Below are 18942 nucleotides of genomic sequence, written 5' to 3' on the forward strand. Positions count from 1 at the left end.
CGCGCGAACTGACGGGGCTTTGGGGCGAACTCATCGGTCTTCAGTCTTGTCCGGCGGCTCTGGCCCTTGGGTTCACGGGAACCGAGGCCGGTCTTGCTCTGCGGCTGTGTCCGGGATCTCCCGGCAGCGGGATGCCTCGGTACAGCGGATGCGGTCGACGATCAGCTCGCTGTTCGGGGAGAATCGGCCGCCATGCGGAAGAACAGAGCCATGATGCTCACCCTGCTGATGTCAAATGTCGTGCTGCTGACGCTCCTGGTCGCTACGTACATGTCGTCCGAGGGTGATGTTGCGATAGGCAAGGCCGCCCCCCGAGATGCGACTGTCAACCTTCCTGAACTCAAGGGTGGGGCAATCCTGGCCGCGAATCAGTGGCCGGACGCGTGCTCGTTCGTGGACCAGGAGGAGATCAAGGCGATCTTCCCTGATGCCAAGGACATCGAACAGGAAAGCCGTCCGATCAGCGCTCTGTCGATCAAGGACTTCGCTGCCGACTCCTCGTGGAAGGAGAGTGACAGGGCCAAGTCCGGCCAGTGCCTCTACAGCATGCGCCTTCCGGGCGAGACCTACGCCGCTACCCAGTTCTGGTTCCGCATCGAGGCCGTGGCCGACCCCAAGCTGATTGTCGGCTACGAAGATCGCCTCGTGTCAGGATCCAATACCAACCAAGGTGCACAGGGCGCGGATCACTGCGTCATCACCGGTACTTACGAGGGAAGTTGGAACTGCCGCAAAGGTCCGCTGCTGTTCACCGTGGGCGGGCAGAGCAGCGTGACCTTCAAGGGCGAGTCGGCCCCAGCACCTTTCGTCTGGCGGGACGATGTGCTCCCCGAGTTCGTCCGGACCATCGCCGCGAAGATCAAATAGCTTCCCCAGGAGCGGCAGAAACTACGTCATCTGCGCGGGCCCGGTGTCGCCGAGCACAAGACCAGTCACCTCTGTGCGGCGATCAGCGGTCGGTCCCCGGACGAGGTCGACGGCTGCCGGTCACACCCCGTCATCGCCGCCGGGCCAGGTCGCGGGCGGCCTGCCGGCGCCTGACGGTCGCGAGGGCCTCCTGCGACTGTCAGTACCGCCGGCCCGAGCCTCCTCGCCTTCACTCAGACCGCAGGCCGGTCGGGCGAGATGAGAAAGCTTCAAGAATCCAGAAGCCCGGCGGTAATGGGCCGCCGGCAGGACAGCAGGCATGCCCGAGATCCTGGCCTCAGCGGTCCGTGACCTGGTCGCGGAGTACGAGGCCAAGGAATCACCGGAAGCCATCTGTGCCCGCGACGCGGACAAACTGGAGTGCCTCCTCCAGGGCATCGAATACAAGGCGCAGGGTTACGAGAACGCCCAGCGATGGATCGACCACAGCCGCAGGCGGCTCGTCACCGAAACCGCGAACCGGCTGGCCGATGAACTGCTGTCACAGGGAACCCTCGACTGGCTGCGCACCGCCCTGAGCGAGGGAAAACAGTAACCCCACCGCCCCTTGTGCCGGGGCGGAAGAGGGGGGCGTAATGCCCATTTTGACCTCGCCCGCTCGACCGTCATGTACGTGAGGTCAATGAGCACCGATCCTGGGATCGGTGCTCATTGACCTCACGTACATGAGCTCTGCTCCTCGGAGCCGTTCAGGTTGCGCGGCGCAGGGGGATGACGACGTCCTCGCCTGTGCTTTTCACGCTGAGCCGGTAGTAGCTGATGTGCGCGAGCCGGTCGGACTCCTCCAGCCAGCCGGCCTCGATGACCTGGCGCCGGGTCCGGGAGAAGACAGTCGGAGACATGCCGACGAGCTTGGCGAGGTTGGCGCCGGTCTCGATGACGGCACCGGCACGGTCGGTGGGGTGCATCGCGTAGAGCATGACGACCAGGCGCTGGTTGGCGGTCATGCCGACGGTGCGATGGAGGACGTCCAGGAGCCTCTGCTTGTCGTCGTTGTTCACTGGGCCTCCCAGAGCGAAGGGATGGTGTTGTCGAAGCCGGGGATGTCCGGCGGGTTGCACGTCCTGATCGCTTCCCGCTGCTCGATCCCGGGTCCGTGAAAGGCGATGTACGGGCTGATGCGGTACAGCCTGTAGTTGCCGATGCGCCCGCGCTCGATCAGGATGCGCCGCTTGAGGAGTTTCCGGTTGATCTTGCCCACGGCGTCGGCGGTCATGCCGACCTTCTTGGCGATGTCCGCACCGGTCGCTCTCAGCGGTGCCATGCCCTGCGGGGAGACCCCGATCCACCACAGCACCATGAACTTCTGGCTCGGGGTGAATTCCTTGCTCTCGGTGATCGCTTCGACCCTGGCCTTGTCGACCTGGATGTGTTCGCCGGAGAAGGCGTAGGGCGCATAGGGGATGGCCTCGCCTGTGTCGGCATCGACCAGTCTGCGTACCGCTCCCAACGGGCCCTCCCCTGAATGGGCATTGCTGTGATGTGCATGAGCAGCGACCCTGCGGGCCGACCAGATGAACTTAACGTACATGAGCACCAAGTGGATGGACCCCGCCTCCAGGGCGTGCCGATCGACCTGCCGTCCATCCGTCGCCGCGGCCGTGGCCGCCCAGTCATGGCATCTACTCATGTACGTGACGTCAATCTAGTCAGGTCCTGCAGCAGTGGTCACGGTTCTCAGGACATGGGCACCACGATCCTTGAAACTGCCTGCCCTGATCTCAGGAACTGGGTGCACGACGCTGAGAACTGGGTGCCAGATCGTCGGAACCTGATGAAAAATGCGTTTCCACAGGCCAAGACGCCTTTGACGTCTGCGCGCTCTCTAACAGGTAGGACAGGCCGTCGATCCGACAGCTTCACAGCGCCCCGAGCCGTGAAAAGCTGTCGGGAAGCGCTGGGCCCAGCGCTTCCCGACAGGGCCTTCGGCGCGAGCCCAGCTCGCTCCCGTCGGTGAAAACCTCGCCCGCATCCTCCGGCCTCAGCCCGCGAAAGCACGCCACGACGCGGCCGCAGCCGACGGAACACCCGCCACGTATGTCTCGATCAGCCCCGCCCGGCCTCAGCCACTCCGTTCCCCACCGCCCCCACCGGTCTGCAGCCGCCCGACCACCTGCGGACCCCGTCGGTGCACCGGAGGCCCGCCAGGGCCGAGGATGCACCGACCGATGGGCGTGGAGAGCCGCTTTCCCTTGCCGCCTGGTACTGCTGGTGCTGCGCAGGGTCAAGGAGATCCGGTGCCGTAGGCCACCTTGTGGGTGATCAGGGCGCCGAGCCGGGTGTGGGTCACCAGGGTCGCGGCGCGGGCGCGCAAGAAGCCGGCTACGGGGTTGCCGCCGCCGAACATGGCCTTCGCCTGCATGCGCTGCATCCGGTGGACCGATGCCGCGGCCGGGGCGCGCAGCCGGGCATAGGGTGCCAGGCGTTCGCGGGTCGGCTGCCCGGCGGCGAGCGCGTCGAGCAGGACGGGGTGCAGGGCGGCCGCGTCCTGAAGGGCCAGGTTGATGCCCTGGGCGCCGATGGGGCCGTGGGTGTGGGCGGCGTCCCCGATGAGGACGAGCCCGTCGCGCACCCATTCGCGGGCGTGTGCGGCGAACACGTCGAGCAGGGTGAGGTCGCTCATCGACCTGATCTGGTCGTGCAGCAGGTCCTCGAACTGCGGCAGTGCACGGGCCAGTTCCGCCCGGATGTCGTCGATCCCGCGCCGTGCGACCTGGCGCCAGCCGCCGTGCGGCAGGGTCCAGCCGACGCGCAGCCGGTCGGGGTGGGTGTCGTGGACGAGTACGGCGCTGCCGGCCGCGCGGTGCACCCGTACCCGTCCGGTCTCCCGGCCGGGCGCGCGCAGCGAGAACCACGCCACGTCGTGCGCGAAGGACTCGGAGCGCCCCGCGTCGATCCCGGCCAGCGCGCGCGTCTTCGAGAACCGCCCGTCTGCGCCGACGACGACCCGGGCCTCGATGCTGACCTGGGTACGGTCCGGGCCGTTCGCGAAGATGCCGGTACAGGGGCTGCCCGGACGGCGTTCACGCAGGGCGGCGATCCGGTGGCCCTCCAACAGGGTGAACCCGGGCAGCCGACGGCAGGCCGCGAGCAGTTCGTCCAGCAAGTGCGGCTGGGGCAGAGCCAGCAGGCAGTCGTACGGGGCGGGCAGCCGGGAGTAGTCGATGTCCAGGAGCACCCGCTCCCGTTCCAGCACCTGGAAGCCGCCCAGCGGCGCGGCCCCGCGGGCCCGCGCCGCGTCGAGCACCCCGAGCTCGTCGAGGATCTGCTGACCGCCGGGTTGCAGGATCTCGCCGTGGAACGTGCGGCGCAGCGCGGTGGAGCGCTCGACGAGCGTCACCCGGACCCCGGAGCGCAGCAGCATGAGGGCCAGGGCGAGGCCCGCGGGCCCTGCCCCGACGATGCAGACGTCGGTCTCGGCCGCTTCCGTGCGGACCTCGGTCCCGGGCGCTTCCATGGGTTCGCCGGCCGTCCGCTCAGACCGTGGCACTGGCGGCGAGTGCCTCGTTGACCATCGTCAGGAACAGGCGCGGGGTGTCGGCCTCGTCCAGCGCCTCCTCGTCGAGGAGCACCCCGTACTCCCGCTCGATGTGGCCGACGGTCTGCAGGAAGGCGAGGGAGTCGTAGCCGAGCTCCATCCAGTTCAGGTCGAGGACGTCTCCGTCGAGGTCGACGCCCTCCTCCTCGCCCGCGCACTCGCGCAGAATGCGGGTCAGGTCACTGAGTCCGAGCCGGTCCATGGGTGCCTCTTCTCCTCGGTCGTGCGGTTCTTCGGTGGTTCCTGGGCGCGCGCGTCGCTCAGGCGGTGGCTTCGGGGGCCCGGACTACGACGGCGGAGTTGAAGCCGCCGCGTCCTCGGGCCAGTACCAGCGCGGTGCGCAGCGGCAGCCCCAGGCGGGGGCTGGGGGCTCCGGTCACCAGGTTCAGCAGGCAGTCGTCCGCCGGGATTTCGGTGCCGGTGGTCGGCGGGATGATCTGGTCGCGCAGGGTGAGCAGGGCGGCGGCCACATCGAGGGCGGCGCCGCCCGCAGCCAGCCGCCCGGTCATCGACTTGGGCGCGGTGACGGGCACCCCATACGGGCCGAAGAGCGCGGTGATCGCCTCCGCCTCGGCACGGTCGGCCATGCGGTCCCCCGCGGCGTCGGCGAAGACGACATCCACCTCGTCGGGGTGCAGGCCCGCGTCGGCGAGGGCGAGTTCCGCGGCCGCGCCGAGCCGGCAGACCCCGTCCGCGTCGAAGGTGGCGGCGTGCCCGGCGAGCGTTCCGTACACCTGGGCCCCGCGACGGCGTGCCTCCTCGGCGTTCTCAAGGATCAGGTGCGCACCGCCCTCGCCCACGACATGGCCGCTCGCGTCCTCGGAGAAGGGCAGATAGGCGCGTGCCGGGTCCACGCGGCCGGAAAGCCCGCCACCGGCGACATAGGCCGCCCAACCCCACGGACACAGTGCGGAGTCGATGCCTCCGGTGACCACGAGCCGGGCACCCTTGCGGATCTGGCGGCGGGCGTGCGCCATGGCGTCGAGGCCGCCGGCCTGCTCGGAGACGATCACCCCGGAGGCTCCGCGCAGTCCGTGCCGGATGGAGATCTGGCCGCTGTTGACCGCGTAGAACCACGCGAAGGACTGGTACGCCGAGACATGCCGGCCGCCCTTGCTCCACAGCGCCTCAAGCTCTCGCTGGCCGAACTCGAAGCCGCCGAAGGAGTTGGCGGTGACCACACCCGCGGCGTGGTCGGGCAGTTGTGCCGGGTCGGCTCCGGCGTCGTCGAGCGCCTCCTTGGCGGCGGCGAGCGAGAGCCGGGTGACCCGGTCGGTCTGCGGCAGCAGTCGGCTGGAGACATGGTCGGCGTCGACGAATCCGGGCACCTCACCGGCCAGCTTCACCGGATAGCCGCCCGCGTCGAACCGGGTCAGCGGACGGATGCCGCTCTCGCCGCGCAGGGTGGCCGCCCACCACGCCTCGGTGCCGAGGCCGTTGGGGGCGGCGACGCCGATCCCGGTGACGACGGCCTCGGCGGTGCGCGCGGGCCCGCCGGTGGCGGATTCGGCGCGGTCGCGGGGAACTTCTGTGCGGTCGCGGGGAGCGATGACGGTCGTCATGCGGCTGCGCCCTCCAGGCTCGGGCTGGTCAGGATCATCGCGCTCTGGAAGCCGCCGAAGCCGCTGCCGACGGTCAGTACCGCGTCGGTACGCAGATGGCGTGCGGTGAGCGGGGTGTAGTCGAGGTCGCAGGCCGGGTCGGGTTCGTGCAGATTCGCCGTCGGCGGGACCGTGTCGTGCTCGATGGCCAGGGCGCAGGCGGCCACTTCGAGGGCCCCGATCGCGCCGAGCGAGTGCCCGATCATCGACTTGATGGAGCTGACGGGGACCTCGTGGGCCCGCTGCCCCAGGCTGCGCTTGAACGCCTCGGTCTCGTGCTTGTCGTTCTGCTTCGTGCCGGAGCCGTGCGCGTTGATGTAGTCGATGTCCGCGGGCAGCAGCCGCGCTTCGTCGAGCGCGGCGGTGATCGCGGCGGCCATCTCCACCCCGTCGGGTCGCAGCCCGGTCATGTGGTAGGCGTTGCTGCGCGAGGCGAAGCCGGAGATCTCGGCGTAGATGTGCGCGCCGCGGCTGCGGGCGTGCTCGTACTCCTCGATGACGAGGACGGCGGCCCCCTCCCCCAGGACGAAGCCGTTACGGGTGTGGTCGAAGGGCCTGGAGGCGGTTTCCGGTTCGTCGTTGCGGGTGGAGGTGGCGCGGATGGCGTCGAAGCAGGCAGCCGTGATCGGGGTGATGGGTGCCTCGGCCGCACCGGTGACCATCACGTCGGTGCTTCCCTCGCGGATCAGGTCCACGGCGTGGCCGATCGCGTCGAGGCCGGAGGTGCAGCCGGTGGACACCAGCGCCACGGGCCCCTGGGCACCGGCCGTGCGGGCCACCTCGGCCGCCATGGAGCTGGGCACGAAGTAGTCGTACAGGTGGGGCACGGCCCTGGTGTGGTCGACGAGGGTACGGGTGCCCTGCTCGCTGACCACCCCGTACTCGGCGTCGAGCCCGGTGGTGCAGCCGAGTGCGCTGCCCAGGGTGACGCCGGTGCGCGTGGCGTCGTACGTACCGGCCAGGCCACTGTCGGCCAACGCCTCCCGGGCGCTGACGACGGCGAACTGGGCTGCGCGGTCCAGGCGCCCGGACTGCTCGGCGGTGAGGCCGGACTCCTGCGGGTCGAAGTCGGCCTCGGCGGCTATCCGGGAGCGGAAGCCGGAGGCGTCGAAGAGTGTGATGGCGCGGGTGGCCGTGCGGCCCTCGGTCAGCAGCGCCCAGAATTCCTTGGTGCCCGGACGACCCGGGGCCACGACCCCGATGCCCGTGATGACGACTCGTCTCATCGCCCTTACCCCTGTCCTGTCTGGTCGCGGTGGCCGCGCAGCACGATGCGGGCGGCCCGGCCGAGCATCCGGGGCAGTTCGCGGCCCCGTACGAAGAAGTGGCCGCCGGGCACGGTGCGCCGGACGAACCTCCCGGTGGTGCAGCGTTCCCAGCCCGCGACGGCCCCGGCATCGGCGAGGGGGTCCTCGCGCCCGGCGATCGCGAGCAGCGGCACGGGCACGGGGCCGGGTGCCGCCGGCCCGGTGGCGGCGGCACGGAGGTTGCGGACGAGCCGCAGATCGGCGCGGAGCACCGGGAACACCGACCGGAACCACACGTCTCCCTGCCGCACCCCGGGCGGCAGCGCGCCGAACCCGTCCAGTACGCGCAGCAGTTCCTCGTCGGGCAGCTCGGCGGCGTCCATGAGTGCGGCCGGTGCGTGGGGCGGCGGGCAGGCCCCGACGGCGAGCAGCGCGGGCATCGGCAGCCCGGTCTTCCGCAGTTCCTGGGTGACCGTGAGGGCGACCATCGCTCCGAGGCTGTGCCCGTAGAGCATGTACGGCTGCGCCGGCTCCTCGGCTATCCGCTCGAACAGGGGCCCCAGGTCTGCGAGCAGCTCCTCGCGTCCAGTGAGCCGGGGTTCACGGCGCCGCTTGTCCCTTCCCGGCAACGGCCGGGCCGAGGTCCGCACCGCACCGCCGGCGGCCTTGTCCCACTGGTGGAACGAGGACACTCCGGCTCCCGCGTGTGCGAAGCAGTGCAGCCGCAGGGTCTGACTGTCGCCCATCGCCACCTCCCCGAGAACCGCCACGTCGGCCTCCACCCTCACCGACCTCGCTCGAGAAGGGCTCGAACGGGTCTGCAGGGTGCGAGGCCGCGCTGCGGCGGGACGACGGGCGGTGAATGACGGGCGCGGCGGGCAGTGGATGAGGGCGCGGCGGGGCGGTGGGGGCGCCCCGGCTGCGGCCGGAGTTACGCCGCGTAGAGGTCGAACGTCGATCCGCGGCGCGGCCCCGCCATCACGTCCAGCGCGGGATCGACCGTCAGCATCGCCTGGTGCAGGCGCTGCAGCTGCGGGGACGGCTCCACACCGAGCTCGTCCGTCAGGCGGCCGCGCAGCCTGCGGTAGACGTCCAGGGCGGTGGCCTGACGGCCGGAGCGGTACAGCGCGACCATGGCCTGCGAGTGCAGCCCCTCGTGCTGCGGGTGCCGGGCGATCAGTTCGGTCAGCTCGGCGATGACCTCGGCGTGCCTGCCGAGCCGGAGGTCCGCGTCGATGCGCCGCTCGATCGTCACGAGCCGGCTCTCCTCCAGCCGCATGACCTCGATCTCCAGGATCGGCCCGACCCGGACGTCGACCAGCGCCTGACCGTTCCACAGCCCGAGGGCCTTGCGCAGCAGTTCGGCCGCGCGCTCGTCGTCCCCCGTCTCGAACGCGCCCTGTCCTTCGGCCACGAGACTGTCGTACGCGTGGACGTCCACGGAGTCCGACGGTATCTGGAGCAGGTAGCCGCCGTGCCGCGTCGCGAGCACGTCCTTGGCGTTGCCCGGAGCGCCCGGCCCCATGGCCGTGCCGAGTCTTCTGCGCAGTTGCAGGATGTACGTCTGCAGGGTGGTGAGCGCGCTCTGCGGAAGTTCGGTGCCCCAGATCTCCTCCATGAGGGTCTGTACGGGCATCACCCGCCCCGGGTACAGCGCGAGCAACGCCAGAATCTGACGCGGCTTGCCGGCCGTCGGAACAATCGAGCCCCCGTTGACCTCGGCACTCAACGGACCCAGAACCTGAATCTTCACGGTCTCCTCCGTAATTCGTCGAGTTCCCATCGATTTTCAGCCTTCGACTTCCCGAACAGTAGCGGGACACAGGGCAATGTCCCGAAATTCTCAAGCCGGTGTCGAGCAACCCTCCGCCACACCGACCGCGCACCGGAAAAACGCAGGTGAATTCCGTTCTGGGGGCGAGAAACATAGAGAAACGACCGGCCGCCGAGGGGCCGCGGGACCGGCTTCCGGGTGCCCGGGGCGGTTCAGGCGAGGCACTCCGGAGGGCGGCCGTGGTACTCGGCCATCTCCGCGAAGAGGGCCGGGACGTCCAGCGGCGAGCCCTCGGGCAAACCCTGCTCCTCGGCGTACGCGCGGTGCAGGTTGGGAAGCAGGCGCTCGCTGTCGAGCAGGTGCGCGTACGGGCCGGGGCCGGCGGTCCGGGCCAGTTCGAGCGGGGTCGCCCCGGCTTCGGTGCCCTCCTTGGCCAGCCTCCGGATCCGGCGCAGATACGCCTCGTTGACGTCGAGGATCTCCGGGCCGCCGACCGGCCCGTGCCCGGGGACGACGGTCGTGGCACCCAGGGCGCGCAACTGCTCCAGGGCGCGCAGGGATCCGGTGACCGAGCCCATGACGCAGAACGGCGTGACGCCGTTCATCACGAGGTCACCGGTGAACAGAACGCCCTGGTCGGGCAGCCAGACGATGGTGTCGTCGGTGGTGTGCGCGGCCGGGCCGATGTGGATGAGCTCGGCCCTGATCGCGCCCACGTGGAGCGTCGTACGGTCCTGGAAGGTCAGCTCGGGCGGAGTGATCTCGATGTCGCCCCAGCAGACGTCCGGCCACAGGCCGGCCATGTGCAGCCCGGCCGCCCGGACCATGGTGCGGGTCCGCTCGTGGCCGATGGTCAGGGCTTCGGGGAAGACGAAGTTGCCGTAGGTGTGGTCGCCGTGGAAGTGCGTGTTGACCACGGCGCGCGGCGGGTGGGGCGCCAGTGCGAGGGCGGCCCTGCGCAACCGGCGGGCCCGGCTCTCGGTGGCGGCGGTGTCGATGAGCGCGCTGTGGCCGCCGTCGGTGAGGATGCCCGCGTTGTTCAGGCACCAGCCGCCCGCGCCCTGGACGTACGCGTGAACCCCCTCGGCCACCTCGATGACATCGGTGACGTCGGTGACGTCGGCGGAATCGATGGCATCGACGGCATCGACGGCATCGGTGGCGGCATGCACGGGGCACCTCTTTCTTCGTCATCGACGGGCCACGGCGGGGCCCGCCGGTGATCCAGAATCCGAATTCACGCTATCCGGATCCCGGCCTGTCTCTTCCGCCGTCTCGACCGTCCTTCAAGCGTTTTCCCGGCGATTGTCAGGAATTACTCCAGCGGAATTCTCCGCCTCATTCATCGCCGCTACAGGGGTGTGGTTCCGGCCACGGTGCAAAGGCCGGGGCCGTCACACACCGGCGGTCTCCTGCAACACCAGACGGCGCGGAGCGGCGCGGCCCCAGGGGAACCCGTGGTGCAGCTGAACGGCCGGTACCTGCCCGGAGTCGACCTCCACCGCCACCGCGGCCAGCGCCTCGGGCACCGGTTCGATCTCCAGGAACCGCCAGCAGGCGGCCGAGTCGTCGGCGGGCGGCCGGAAGGCGAGCACGCCCCGGTCCTCGGCCAGGGTGAACGCGAAGGAGTCGAAGGGCAGTCCGAGCCCCAGCCCGCGCGCCTTGGAGTACGCCTCCTTCAGCGTCCACAGGCGCAGCGCGCGCCGGTCCCTCGACCGCCCGGGGGCCGCCCCGGCGATCCAGGCCTGCTCCTCGGCGGCGAAGGTGGCGATGATGTTCTCCAGGCCGCGTTCACCGCGGTCCAGCCGCTCGACGTCGACGCCGATGCGCAGCCCGCGCGAAACGCCCAGCAGGTTGTACGCGTTGGCGTGCGAGAGGTTGAAGTCCAGGGTGTCGGCGCCGCGCGGCAGCCCCCCGGCGGGCGTCTGGAGGAACGGCCGCCCGCGCGAGGAACGCCAGATGATCGCCTCGGCCTCGGGGATGCCGGTCTCCAGCGCCAGCACCCGGCGCACCAGGGCGTGGGCGACGAGGTACTGGCGGCGGTCGCGTTCGAAGAGGAAGCGGCCCGCCACCTCCTGTTCGTTCTCGTCCAGCCAGTGCGAGGCCAGGGTGGCGGCGATCTGAGGCGTGAGCTCGTCGTTGGGGCAGAACCACAGATTGACGGGTTCCGGCTCGGACTTGCCCGGCTCGGCGGGGCGGGCGGAGGTCAGCGCGGTCATGCCGGGCCCTCCTCGCCGCCCAGCCACAGCGGGACGCGCAGGAACGCGGACGCGGGCAGCGGTACGGACACGGCACCCGCTCCGTGGGCCCGCTCCAGGACGGCCCAGTCAATGTCGAGCCCGGACAGCCACAGGCCGCACAGCTGGTGCAGCCGCCCGGCCTGCCACAGCGCGGCAAGATACCCGTCCGTCTCGGGTGCGTCGGCCAGCCCCAGCGGGTCGGCGCCGCCGTCCCTCAGGTCGGCGCAGGGCGCACCGTCCCGTACGAACTGCTCCAGTGCGTCCACCAGTTCGCCGGTGTCGCCGACGACGGCCGCGAACCGGCAGTCCATGGCGGACCGGCCGGTACGCAGGGCCCGTGCGAGCGCCCCGAGCGGTGGCACCGGCCCCGGCCCGGTGCCACCGAGCAGCTCCGCGAACCGCTGTGCGGTGGCGGCCAGATGCGCGGGGGTGGGAGCGGACAGGACGAAGAGCTCACCGGCCCCGGCCGGCTCCGGATCCGGGTCCGCCGTCACCGGGTCCGTTCCCGCCACCGGTTCCGTTTTCGTTCCCGTTCCCGGGTCCGCTGCCGCCACCAGGCCCGCGCCCGCGTCGGCCGGGAGGTACTCCTCCAGGACCACGTGCGCGTCCGCGCCGCCCGCCCCGCGCACCCCGACGCGGATCCGGCGGGGTGCCGCGTCCTCGCGCTCCCAGGCCTCGGCCTCGGCACGCCGCGGACCGGGCGCCAGCACCTGGTGGCGCAGCTGGAGAACCGCCCGGGTGAGCGAGGCCGCCCCGGTTGCCGCCCCGGCCTCGCCGACGAGTGCGCGTACGGATCCGGCGTCCTCCCGGACAACGGTGGCCGACGCCTCCACACCGGCCGCGCGCAGTGCCGCGTGCGGCACCCGCAGCGCGGCGGCGTGCGCCGGGGCCGCGTCGGCGGTCCGGGAGCGGCGGCCGGGGCCCTGGGCCGCGGAGTCCGGTGCGAGGTGGCCCACGGCGCTCCCGCGGACCAGGCAGTGGATGCTGTCGCCGTCGGCCAGGGCCCGCGCCAGGGGCTTGAGGAGCAGTACACCGACGCCTTCGCCCGCTCCGGGCCGCCGGCTGGACGGGTGCAGGAGCAGCTGGACGCCGCCCACGAGCGCGGCAGCGCATTCGCCCCGGTGCAGGGCTGCCAGTGCGAGATGGAGGGCGACGAGCACGGAGGACTGTTCGGTGTCCACCGACTGGCTGGGGCCGGTGAGGCCGAGCAGGGACGAGAACCGGTTGGGCAGGCTCCACCGTCCGCCGCCGGGCATCGGCCGGGGCCGCTCGGACGTCCACGTACCGGCCGCGAGCAGCGCGTAGTCACCGCTGCCCGCTCCGGTGAACACGCCGACACTGCGCGCCGTCCCGTCCGCGGCGGTCAGGGCGTCCAGCCGGCCGCCGGTGCATCCGGCGTCCTCCAGGGCCTCCCACGCGGTCTCCAGGAACAGCCGCTCCTGGGGGTCCATCAGGGCCGCTTCACGCACGTCGATCCCGAAGAACCCGGGGTCGAAGTCCTGTACGCGCTCCAGGTAGTGGCCGATCTCGTCGCCGGGCCGTCCGGGCGGCGGCGCCGAGACGCTGCCGTGCCCGGCGCGCAACCGCCGCCAGAAGGCGGCGAGATCGGGCGCCCCCGGGTAGCGCCCGGCCATCCCGACCACGGCGACGGGTTCGGCAGGTGCAGGGGCCGGGGCGACAGGCGCAGGGGTGACAGCACGGCCCGCAACCGGACCCTCCATGACCTCCAACTCGGGCCAGGCGTCCGGCAGGCGGAGGACGACGGGCGCCGGTCCGGTGGCGGCGATGCCGACGGCACCGGCCGCGCCGGTCAGCAGCGCGGCCGCCTGGGCCCGGTCCAGATGGCCGTTCTTGAACCGGGTCAGGACTTCCTTCTCGTCCATCGGGACGCGCTCCTTATGGGGTGGAACAGCTTCAGCCACGGCGGGCGAGCAGCACGACTGCCTCGTCCACGGTGAGCCGGTCGTCGCGGATCGCGTCCAGCAGGACGTCGACGTCGCCGCGGAGCGCCGGCCGAGCGGCGGAGGCGGACACCGGGGCCGCCGTCCGGACGGGTTCGGCGTCCGGCACGAACGCGCCCGTACGGGTCGCGATGTATGCCGCGACGGCGGCCAGGTTGGGGTGCTCGTACAGCAGGACCGAGCGCTCACGGAGTCCGAAGGTGCGGTTGACCGCAGCGATGAACTCCGCGGCCACGATGGAGTCCATGCCGAGCACGTTGAAGGCTGCGGTGGTGCTGATCTCCCACGCGTCGCAGCACAGGATCGCCGCCAGCTGCTCACGCAGCACCTCCGCGATCCGCGTCGCCCCCTCGGGTGCCGCAGAGCCTGCAGAGCCTGTAAAGGCGGCAGGAGCAACAGCATCGGCGGGAACGGCGGGACCTGCAGAACCGGCGGGACCGACGGAACGGGCGGGTGCAGCACCGCTGGAGGCTGCCGCCCTGGCCCGCCCGACCTCCTGGGCGAAGGACGCCGGGGTCGGGTAGTCGTACAGGTCCGTGGCGCGCACCTGGAGCCCGTACCGTCCGTTGATGACAGCCACGAACTCCACGATCAGCAGCGAGTCGAGGCCCAGGGACGGGAAGGTCTGGTCGGGGTCGATCTTCTCCGGCTTGACCCGCAGGACGTCGCCGAGGACCCCGATGAGGTCCGTCAGCACATCCGCGGGATGTTCAATCGTCATCGCAGGCTCCTCCAAGCCGTCGGTGGCACACGTTCACCCGGTGCTGCCGGTGACCCCGGCCGGTACCGGTGCCCCAAAGGCGTCCAAGGGGGCGTCCGCAGGATCGTCCGCGGAGCGGAACAGCGGGTACGTCCCCGGCGTCCCGGCGCGGTAGTTCGCCTCCGCGCCCTCGGGCACCAGGCTCGGCAACAACAGCGACCACAGCCCGGTGACCCGGCGCTGGAGCTCGGCGTAAGGCATTCCCGTACCGGCCAGCATCTCGATTCCGCAGGCCGCCGCGGCCACCAGCGATTCGATGCTCTCCCAGGCGATTTCGGTGCGGAGCTCCCCCGCTTCCCGGGCCTGCCCCAGCAGCTCGCAGACCGCCGCGAGCCAGACGCGGTGGAAGTCGGTGACTCCCTCACGCAGGCCCGCGCACTCCTTGGCGATGCGGAAGCCGGCCGGGATCGCCGGTTCCTCCCGCAGGTTCCGGGCCAGCCAATGGGTCGTGTCGACCAAGGTCTGCAGCGGACGGAGTCCGGATGCGCCCAGTTCGCGCACCGCCTCGTGCAGCAGCGCGCATCCCCGTAGCCGTACGGCTTCCGCCAACTCCTCCTTGGAGGCGAAGTGGAAGTACAGCGCTCCTTTGGTCACTCCGGCGTACGCGGCGATCTCGCCGAGCGTCGCGTTCGCGTAGCCGTTGCGGTGGAACAGCTCGGCCCCCGCCTGCACCAGCTTCCTGCGGGTCCGCTCCGACCTCTCCTGCACCACGGTGCCCGCTCGGCCCATGGACCGGTTACGTGTCCGGGCCATCGGGCGGACGGCGGTAGCACCCCCGGCATCGCGCGCGGCCATCTCAGCCCACGCGGACAAGTCGTTCGGCGCCGCTCTCCGCCATCGCCGGGTTCTCGGGGCTGGCCATGAGGATCGAGCGCTGCAGCCTGCGCAGGGCGGCGGACGGTTCGAGCCCGAGCTCACGCACCAGTGTGGTGCGCAGCCGCTGGTAGACGTCGAGAGCCTCGCCCCGGCGGCCGGAGCGGTGCAGGGCGAGCATGAACTGCCCGTGCAGGTTCTCGTGGGTGCGGTACCGGCTGACGAGCACGGTCAGTTCGGCGAGCAGCTCGCGGTGGCGGCCGATCCGCAGATCGGCCTCGATGCGCTGGTCGAGCGCACACAGCCGGGTCTCCTCCAGCCGCTGGGTCTCCATGTCCAGCTGGATACCGCCCTGTACGTCGGCGAAGGCCGGGCCGGACCACAGGGACAGCGCCTCGCGCAGCAGCCGGGCCGCGCCCGGGAAGTCGCCCCCGTCCATCGCCCGGTAGCCCATGCCTGCAAGCCGGTCGAACTCGCGTACGTCGCTGGTGCCGCCGCCGCTGTTGAGCAGATAGCCGCCCGGCAGCGTGACGAGCACGTCCTTGGCGGTGCCGCGGCCCGTGTCCCCGTCGGCCGGACTCTGCTCCAGCGCGGTCGCGATGAGGGCCCGCAGCTGCAGCACGTAGGTCTGCAGTGTGGTCCTGGCGCTGCGCGGCGGGGCTCCCGCCCACAACTCCTCTATCAGAGCCGACACCGGAACGACCTGGTCGGCATGGAGCGCCAGCAGCGCCAGAACCTGTCTCGGCTTGGCGGCGGTGGGTGTGACCGAGACCCCGTTTTCCCGCACCGCCAATGTGCCCAGTACTTCGATGTCCACGCCATACTCCCCTGTCCGTGGATGAGCCTCGGCCAGTAAAAAACAGGACAGGCGGTTTGTCAACAGAAAACCGACCGGGTCGCTCGTTACCTTCAGACCCCCTGTCGGTCCCTCAAATACCCACTCTGAGCTGCACAGTTGTCATGCGGCGAGAGTACGGAGGCTCCTTAGAGGGTCGACCCATCCTGTATCCACAACAGAAGGAACGCGCCAAAACAAACCAGCAGGTCTTCTCCTTGATCAGCAACCGGGGAACCCGTCACACCACCATCTACGGACGCCGGGTTCCCCCGGCCTCGATTCCGGCGAGATTCGCCGGCGGCACCAGCGTCGGCAGCAGCAACCGCCAGAACCGCGCCACCGTCGACGCCGAGAGCCACGCCGGGTCCCGCACCCCGAGCACCTCGAATCCGACAGTCGCGGCCACCACGGCGGTCACCACGTCCTGGACCCCTGTCCCCCGGCGCAGTTCACCTGTGGACTCGGCCTGCTTCAGGGTCTCCTCGACCCAGCGCCGCCAGCGCGCGCGCAGATCCATCCGGCGCGGGCGGGACGTCTCACCGCTCAGCGCGAAGCCGACCCGCAGCACCACATCGTCGCGCAGCGCCTCGGCGAGCGCTTGGGTGACATCGACGAGGAGCTGCACATGGCTCGCCCCGAGCGACAGCGCGCTGTTCGTGACGGCCAACAGCCTGGTCAGCGCCTCCTCCTCGACAACGTCCACCAGGGCGGCCTTGCTCGCGAAGTGAAAGTGCAGCGCCCCGTTACTCACCCCTGCACGCGAACTGATCGCGGTGAGCGACGCCGCCGAGAAACCGTCACGGTCGAAGACCTCGGCCGCGGACCGGATCAGGGTGTCACGCGTACGCGCCGCGCGTTCCTGTTTGACCATCAACTGCTCCGTCACTGCCAGAGGTTGCCGTGCCTGCCGAAGGGCAGACGTCGACTATAACAAACCGCCCGTGCGGTTTTTGAAAAGATTCCCTGCTCATTCGTCAAAGCTCAGAAGGAGGCATTGGCTCATCCGGCAGAACGCCGCGGGCGCACCCTGAGTCACTCCACTCAAGAACGACTCGTGTCACGCTCGAGCCGTGTCGGACCGGAAACGGAAGCCAACTCGGCTACAGCCCGCGCCGACCTGGCCCCATCCTCAAGAACAGGCAGATCGGAATGAACGGCTCCGCTGTTTTTGGATGACAAGGAGTCAGGAGCACTAGAAATTAAACCGGTTGGTATGTATTTTCAGGCCAGGAACAGCCCGGAACACACCTCTCGCACCAGCCCAGGGGGAGCAATGTCTGCGAGCACGTTTCAGGTCGAACGAACCACGTTCGACAGAGAAATGACGAGAAGCACCAAGGCCTCCACCATCAAGCCCGGCGGCTTCTACCCCGACACTCTGACTATGACCGTGCCCAAAGAACTCGTACACCGCTCCGCAGTCGCAGAGGTCATGCTCACCGACTGGGACCGGCTCGACGACACCCACTTCGTCATGTCCGCCCAATGGCCGCGCGGCCACAGCTTCTTCACCCCGGTCGCGGACGGCTACCACGATCCGCTCATAGGCTGCGAAACGCTCCGCCAGATCGGCATACTCCTGGGGCACGCGGAGTTCGGTGTGCCCTTCGGCCACCAGTTCCTCGTCTGGGACCTCGACCTCGCCGTACGTCCGCAGCACCTGCGGATGGGGTACGAGCCCGCCGCCCTCAGCATCGACGTCCACTGCACGGAGATCAACCAACGGGGCAGGAACCTGTCGGGGCTGCGCTTCGAGGCGGTCTTCCACCGCGACGGGAACATCGTCGCGACCGGTGGCGGATCCTTCTCCTGCATGGCGCCAGCGGTCTACCGGCGGGTGCGCGGCGAGCACATTCCCGGTGGCAACTGGGACCAGCTGCCGCTGATCAGTCCAGCGGCTCCGCAGAGCGTCGGGCGCATGTCCCCCATGGACGTCGTGCTCTCCCCCACGAACGAGCAGAACCGCTGGCAGCTGCGGGTGGACACGCGGCACCCCGTGCTCTTCGAGCACGCGGTCGACCATGTGCCGGGCATGGTGCTGGTCGAAGCCGCCCGCCAGGCCACGGCGGCGGTCCTCGGCCGGTCCTCCTATCTCCCGCTCGCCATCGCAAATGAGTTCAAGCGGTACGTCGAGCTGGACTCCCCGTGCATGATCGAGGCGACCCTGCTGCCCGACACCTCCGCCGAAGGCGAGCAGAGCGTCCTGGTGACCGCCCATCAGGACGGTGCACCGGTCTTCAACTCCACGGTGACCGCAGGATCGCACGGGGTCTGACCGTGCCGAACAGCGACTTAGCCATGCCGAACGGCGGCTGCCCACCGGGCAGCCGCCGTCTTCTTCTCTTCACCGGTACGCTCTCAGCGACTCGCGTTCCCGAAGGCGCTCAAGTGGTCGGCCGCCCAGCCGCGGAAGGTCCCGGCCGGCCGGCCGAGCAGACCGGCGACCGTGCCGTCCACCTCCGCCTTCGCGCCCTCACGGCCGCGCTCCGCGCTATCCAGCAGCGCCTCGACGATGTCTGCCGGATAGCGCGCGCCAAGCGCGGTACGCGCCTGTTCCGGGCCCAGTTCCTCGAAACGGAGCGGACGGCGCAGCAGTTCGGCGAGCTGGGCCGTCTGCTCGGCCGCCGAGATCGCCTCCGGCCCGGTCAGGGTGTGGACCCTGCCCGCATGACCGTCCTCGGTGAGGGCACGTACCGCCACCTCCGCCACGTCACGCGGATCGACACAGGCGTTGGCCGACGCCCCGTACAGGGCCCGCACGACGTCGTCCGAGCGGATGGATCCCGCCCAGGAAAGCGCGTTGGACATGAACGCGCGGGGGCGCAGCAGCGTCCACTCCATCCCGGAACCGCGCAACAGGTCCTCGTTGCGGCGCTGCCACCGGGTGATCAGATCCTCGGCCCGGCTGTCCGCGACGGCGGCGGCAGACAGCTTCACCACCTGCCGCACCCCCGCCGAGCGCGCGGCCCCGATGAAGCCCTCGTCGTCGCCGCCGCCCGGGTTGGTCACCAGAAAAACGGTGCGAACCCCACGCAGAACACCCGCCACCGAGGCCGGATCCGAGAAATCTCCGTGGACGATCTCGGCCGCCGCGCCCGCTCCCGTGACCCGCTCCGGATGCCTGGCCATGATGCGAACTGCCAGGTCAGCAGGGATCCTTCGGACCACTTCCCGCCCGATGGTCCCCGTGGCACCGGTGACAAGAATCATGGATTTGCCTCTCTTGCCCGACATTTCCCCGAC

At 70.4% G+C, this 18942-nt stretch carries 18 protein-coding genes and 1 pseudogene; 3 read left to right on the forward strand and 16 right to left on the reverse strand.

Translation table 11 applies throughout. The annotated features are described in order from the left end of the window. Positions 1-210: 210 nt before the first annotated feature. Positions 211-867 (forward strand): hypothetical protein, encoded by a 657-nt coding sequence (locus ACFYY7_RS39175; RefSeq protein ID WP_388669278.1) that lies wholly within the window; start codon positions 211-213, stop codon positions 865-867. Positions 868-1168: 301 nt separating this feature from the next. After that, positions 1169-1462, forward strand: a pseudogene (locus tag ACFYY7_RS39180) (HD domain-containing protein); the annotation flags it as partial. 154 nt (positions 1463-1616) lie between these two features. Here the strand turns inward: ACFYY7_RS39180 and ACFYY7_RS39185 are convergent. From ACFYY7_RS39185 to ACFYY7_RS39255, 15 genes are all read right to left on the reverse strand, one after another. Continuing rightward, positions 1617-1928 (reverse strand): replication initiation protein, RepL2, encoded by a 312-nt coding sequence (locus tag ACFYY7_RS39185; RefSeq protein WP_266738032.1) that lies wholly within the window; start codon positions 1926-1928, stop codon positions 1617-1619. Beyond that, a complete protein-coding gene (locus ACFYY7_RS39190; protein ID WP_266738034.1) occupies positions 1925-2377 on the reverse strand; it encodes a MarR family transcriptional regulator in 453 nt (150 codons plus the stop codon). Before ACFYY7_RS39190 ends, ACFYY7_RS39185 begins: the two co-directional genes overlap by 4 nt. A 774-nt stretch (positions 2378-3151) precedes the next feature. Next, positions 3152-4384, reverse strand: coding sequence for an FAD-dependent monooxygenase (locus ACFYY7_RS39195; protein WP_388669282.1), 1233 nt, complete (start codon positions 4382-4384; stop codon positions 3152-3154). Positions 4385-4403: 19 nt separating this feature from the next. Beyond that, entirely contained in the window at positions 4404-4667 is a 264-nt protein-coding gene (locus ACFYY7_RS39200) for an acyl carrier protein (protein WP_388669285.1), read from the reverse strand. A gap of 58 nt (positions 4668-4725) precedes the next feature. Continuing rightward, a complete protein-coding gene (locus ACFYY7_RS39205; protein ID WP_388669288.1) occupies positions 4726-6027 on the reverse strand; it encodes a ketosynthase chain-length factor in 1302 nt (433 codons plus the stop codon). After that, a complete protein-coding gene (locus ACFYY7_RS39210; protein ID WP_388669291.1) occupies positions 6024-7292 on the reverse strand; it encodes a beta-ketoacyl-[acyl-carrier-protein] synthase family protein in 1269 nt (422 codons plus the stop codon). Before ACFYY7_RS39210 ends, ACFYY7_RS39205 begins: the two co-directional genes overlap by 4 nt. Before the next feature lie 5 nt (positions 7293-7297). Beyond that, entirely contained in the window at positions 7298-8059 is a 762-nt protein-coding gene (locus tag ACFYY7_RS39215) for a thioesterase II family protein (protein ID WP_388669294.1), read from the reverse strand. A gap of 185 nt (positions 8060-8244) precedes the next feature. Next, positions 8245-9066, reverse strand: coding sequence for an AfsR/SARP family transcriptional regulator (locus ACFYY7_RS39220; protein ID WP_266738047.1), 822 nt, complete (start codon positions 9064-9066; stop codon positions 8245-8247). A gap of 233 nt (positions 9067-9299) precedes the next feature. Continuing rightward, entirely contained in the window at positions 9300-10259 is a 960-nt protein-coding gene (locus ACFYY7_RS39225; RefSeq protein WP_388669297.1) for an MBL fold metallo-hydrolase, read from the reverse strand. A 222-nt stretch (positions 10260-10481) separates the two neighbouring features. Continuing rightward, positions 10482-11306, reverse strand: coding sequence for a 4'-phosphopantetheinyl transferase family protein (locus ACFYY7_RS39230; protein ID WP_376315034.1), 825 nt, complete (start codon positions 11304-11306; stop codon positions 10482-10484). Further along, a complete protein-coding gene (locus tag ACFYY7_RS39235) occupies positions 11303-13210 on the reverse strand; it encodes a polyketide synthase (protein ID WP_388669301.1) in 1908 nt (635 codons plus the stop codon). Before ACFYY7_RS39235 ends, ACFYY7_RS39230 begins: the two co-directional genes overlap by 4 nt. A gap of 31 nt (positions 13211-13241) precedes the next feature. Further along, on the reverse strand, positions 13242-14009 hold the full coding sequence (locus ACFYY7_RS39240) for a phosphopantetheine-binding protein (RefSeq protein WP_388669303.1): 768 nt from the start codon (positions 14007-14009) through the stop codon (positions 13242-13244). A gap of 33 nt (positions 14010-14042) precedes the next feature. Further along, positions 14043-14801: a ScbR family autoregulator-binding transcription factor gene (locus ACFYY7_RS39245; RefSeq protein ID WP_388669306.1), complete on the reverse strand. Its 759-nt coding sequence runs from the start codon at positions 14799-14801 to the stop codon at positions 14043-14045. A gap of 43 nt (positions 14802-14844) precedes the next feature. Continuing rightward, positions 14845-15678, reverse strand: coding sequence for an AfsR/SARP family transcriptional regulator (locus tag ACFYY7_RS39250; RefSeq protein ID WP_266738057.1), 834 nt, complete (start codon positions 15676-15678; stop codon positions 14845-14847). A 271-nt stretch (positions 15679-15949) separates the two neighbouring features. After that, positions 15950-16585, reverse strand: coding sequence for a ScbR family autoregulator-binding transcription factor (locus ACFYY7_RS39255; protein ID WP_388669309.1), 636 nt, complete (start codon positions 16583-16585; stop codon positions 15950-15952). A gap of 435 nt (positions 16586-17020) precedes the next feature. On the opposite strand from ACFYY7_RS39255, the gene ACFYY7_RS39260 reads away from it, so the two are divergent. Next, on the forward strand, positions 17021-17974 hold the full coding sequence (locus tag ACFYY7_RS39260; protein ID WP_388669312.1) for a ScbA/BarX family gamma-butyrolactone biosynthesis protein: 954 nt from the start codon (positions 17021-17023) through the stop codon (positions 17972-17974). Positions 17975-18057: 83 nt separating this feature from the next. Here the strand turns inward: ACFYY7_RS39260 and ACFYY7_RS39265 are convergent, their stop codons facing one another. Then, positions 18058-18909, reverse strand: a complete 852-nt coding sequence (locus ACFYY7_RS39265; protein WP_388669315.1) for an NAD(P)H-binding protein — start codon at positions 18907-18909, stop codon at positions 18058-18060. Between the last annotated feature and the right edge of the window lie 33 nt (positions 18910-18942).

The organism is Streptomyces sp. NPDC001933 (genome assembly GCF_042890955.1).
Lineage (GTDB): Bacteria > Actinomycetota > Actinomycetes > Streptomycetales > Streptomycetaceae > Streptomyces.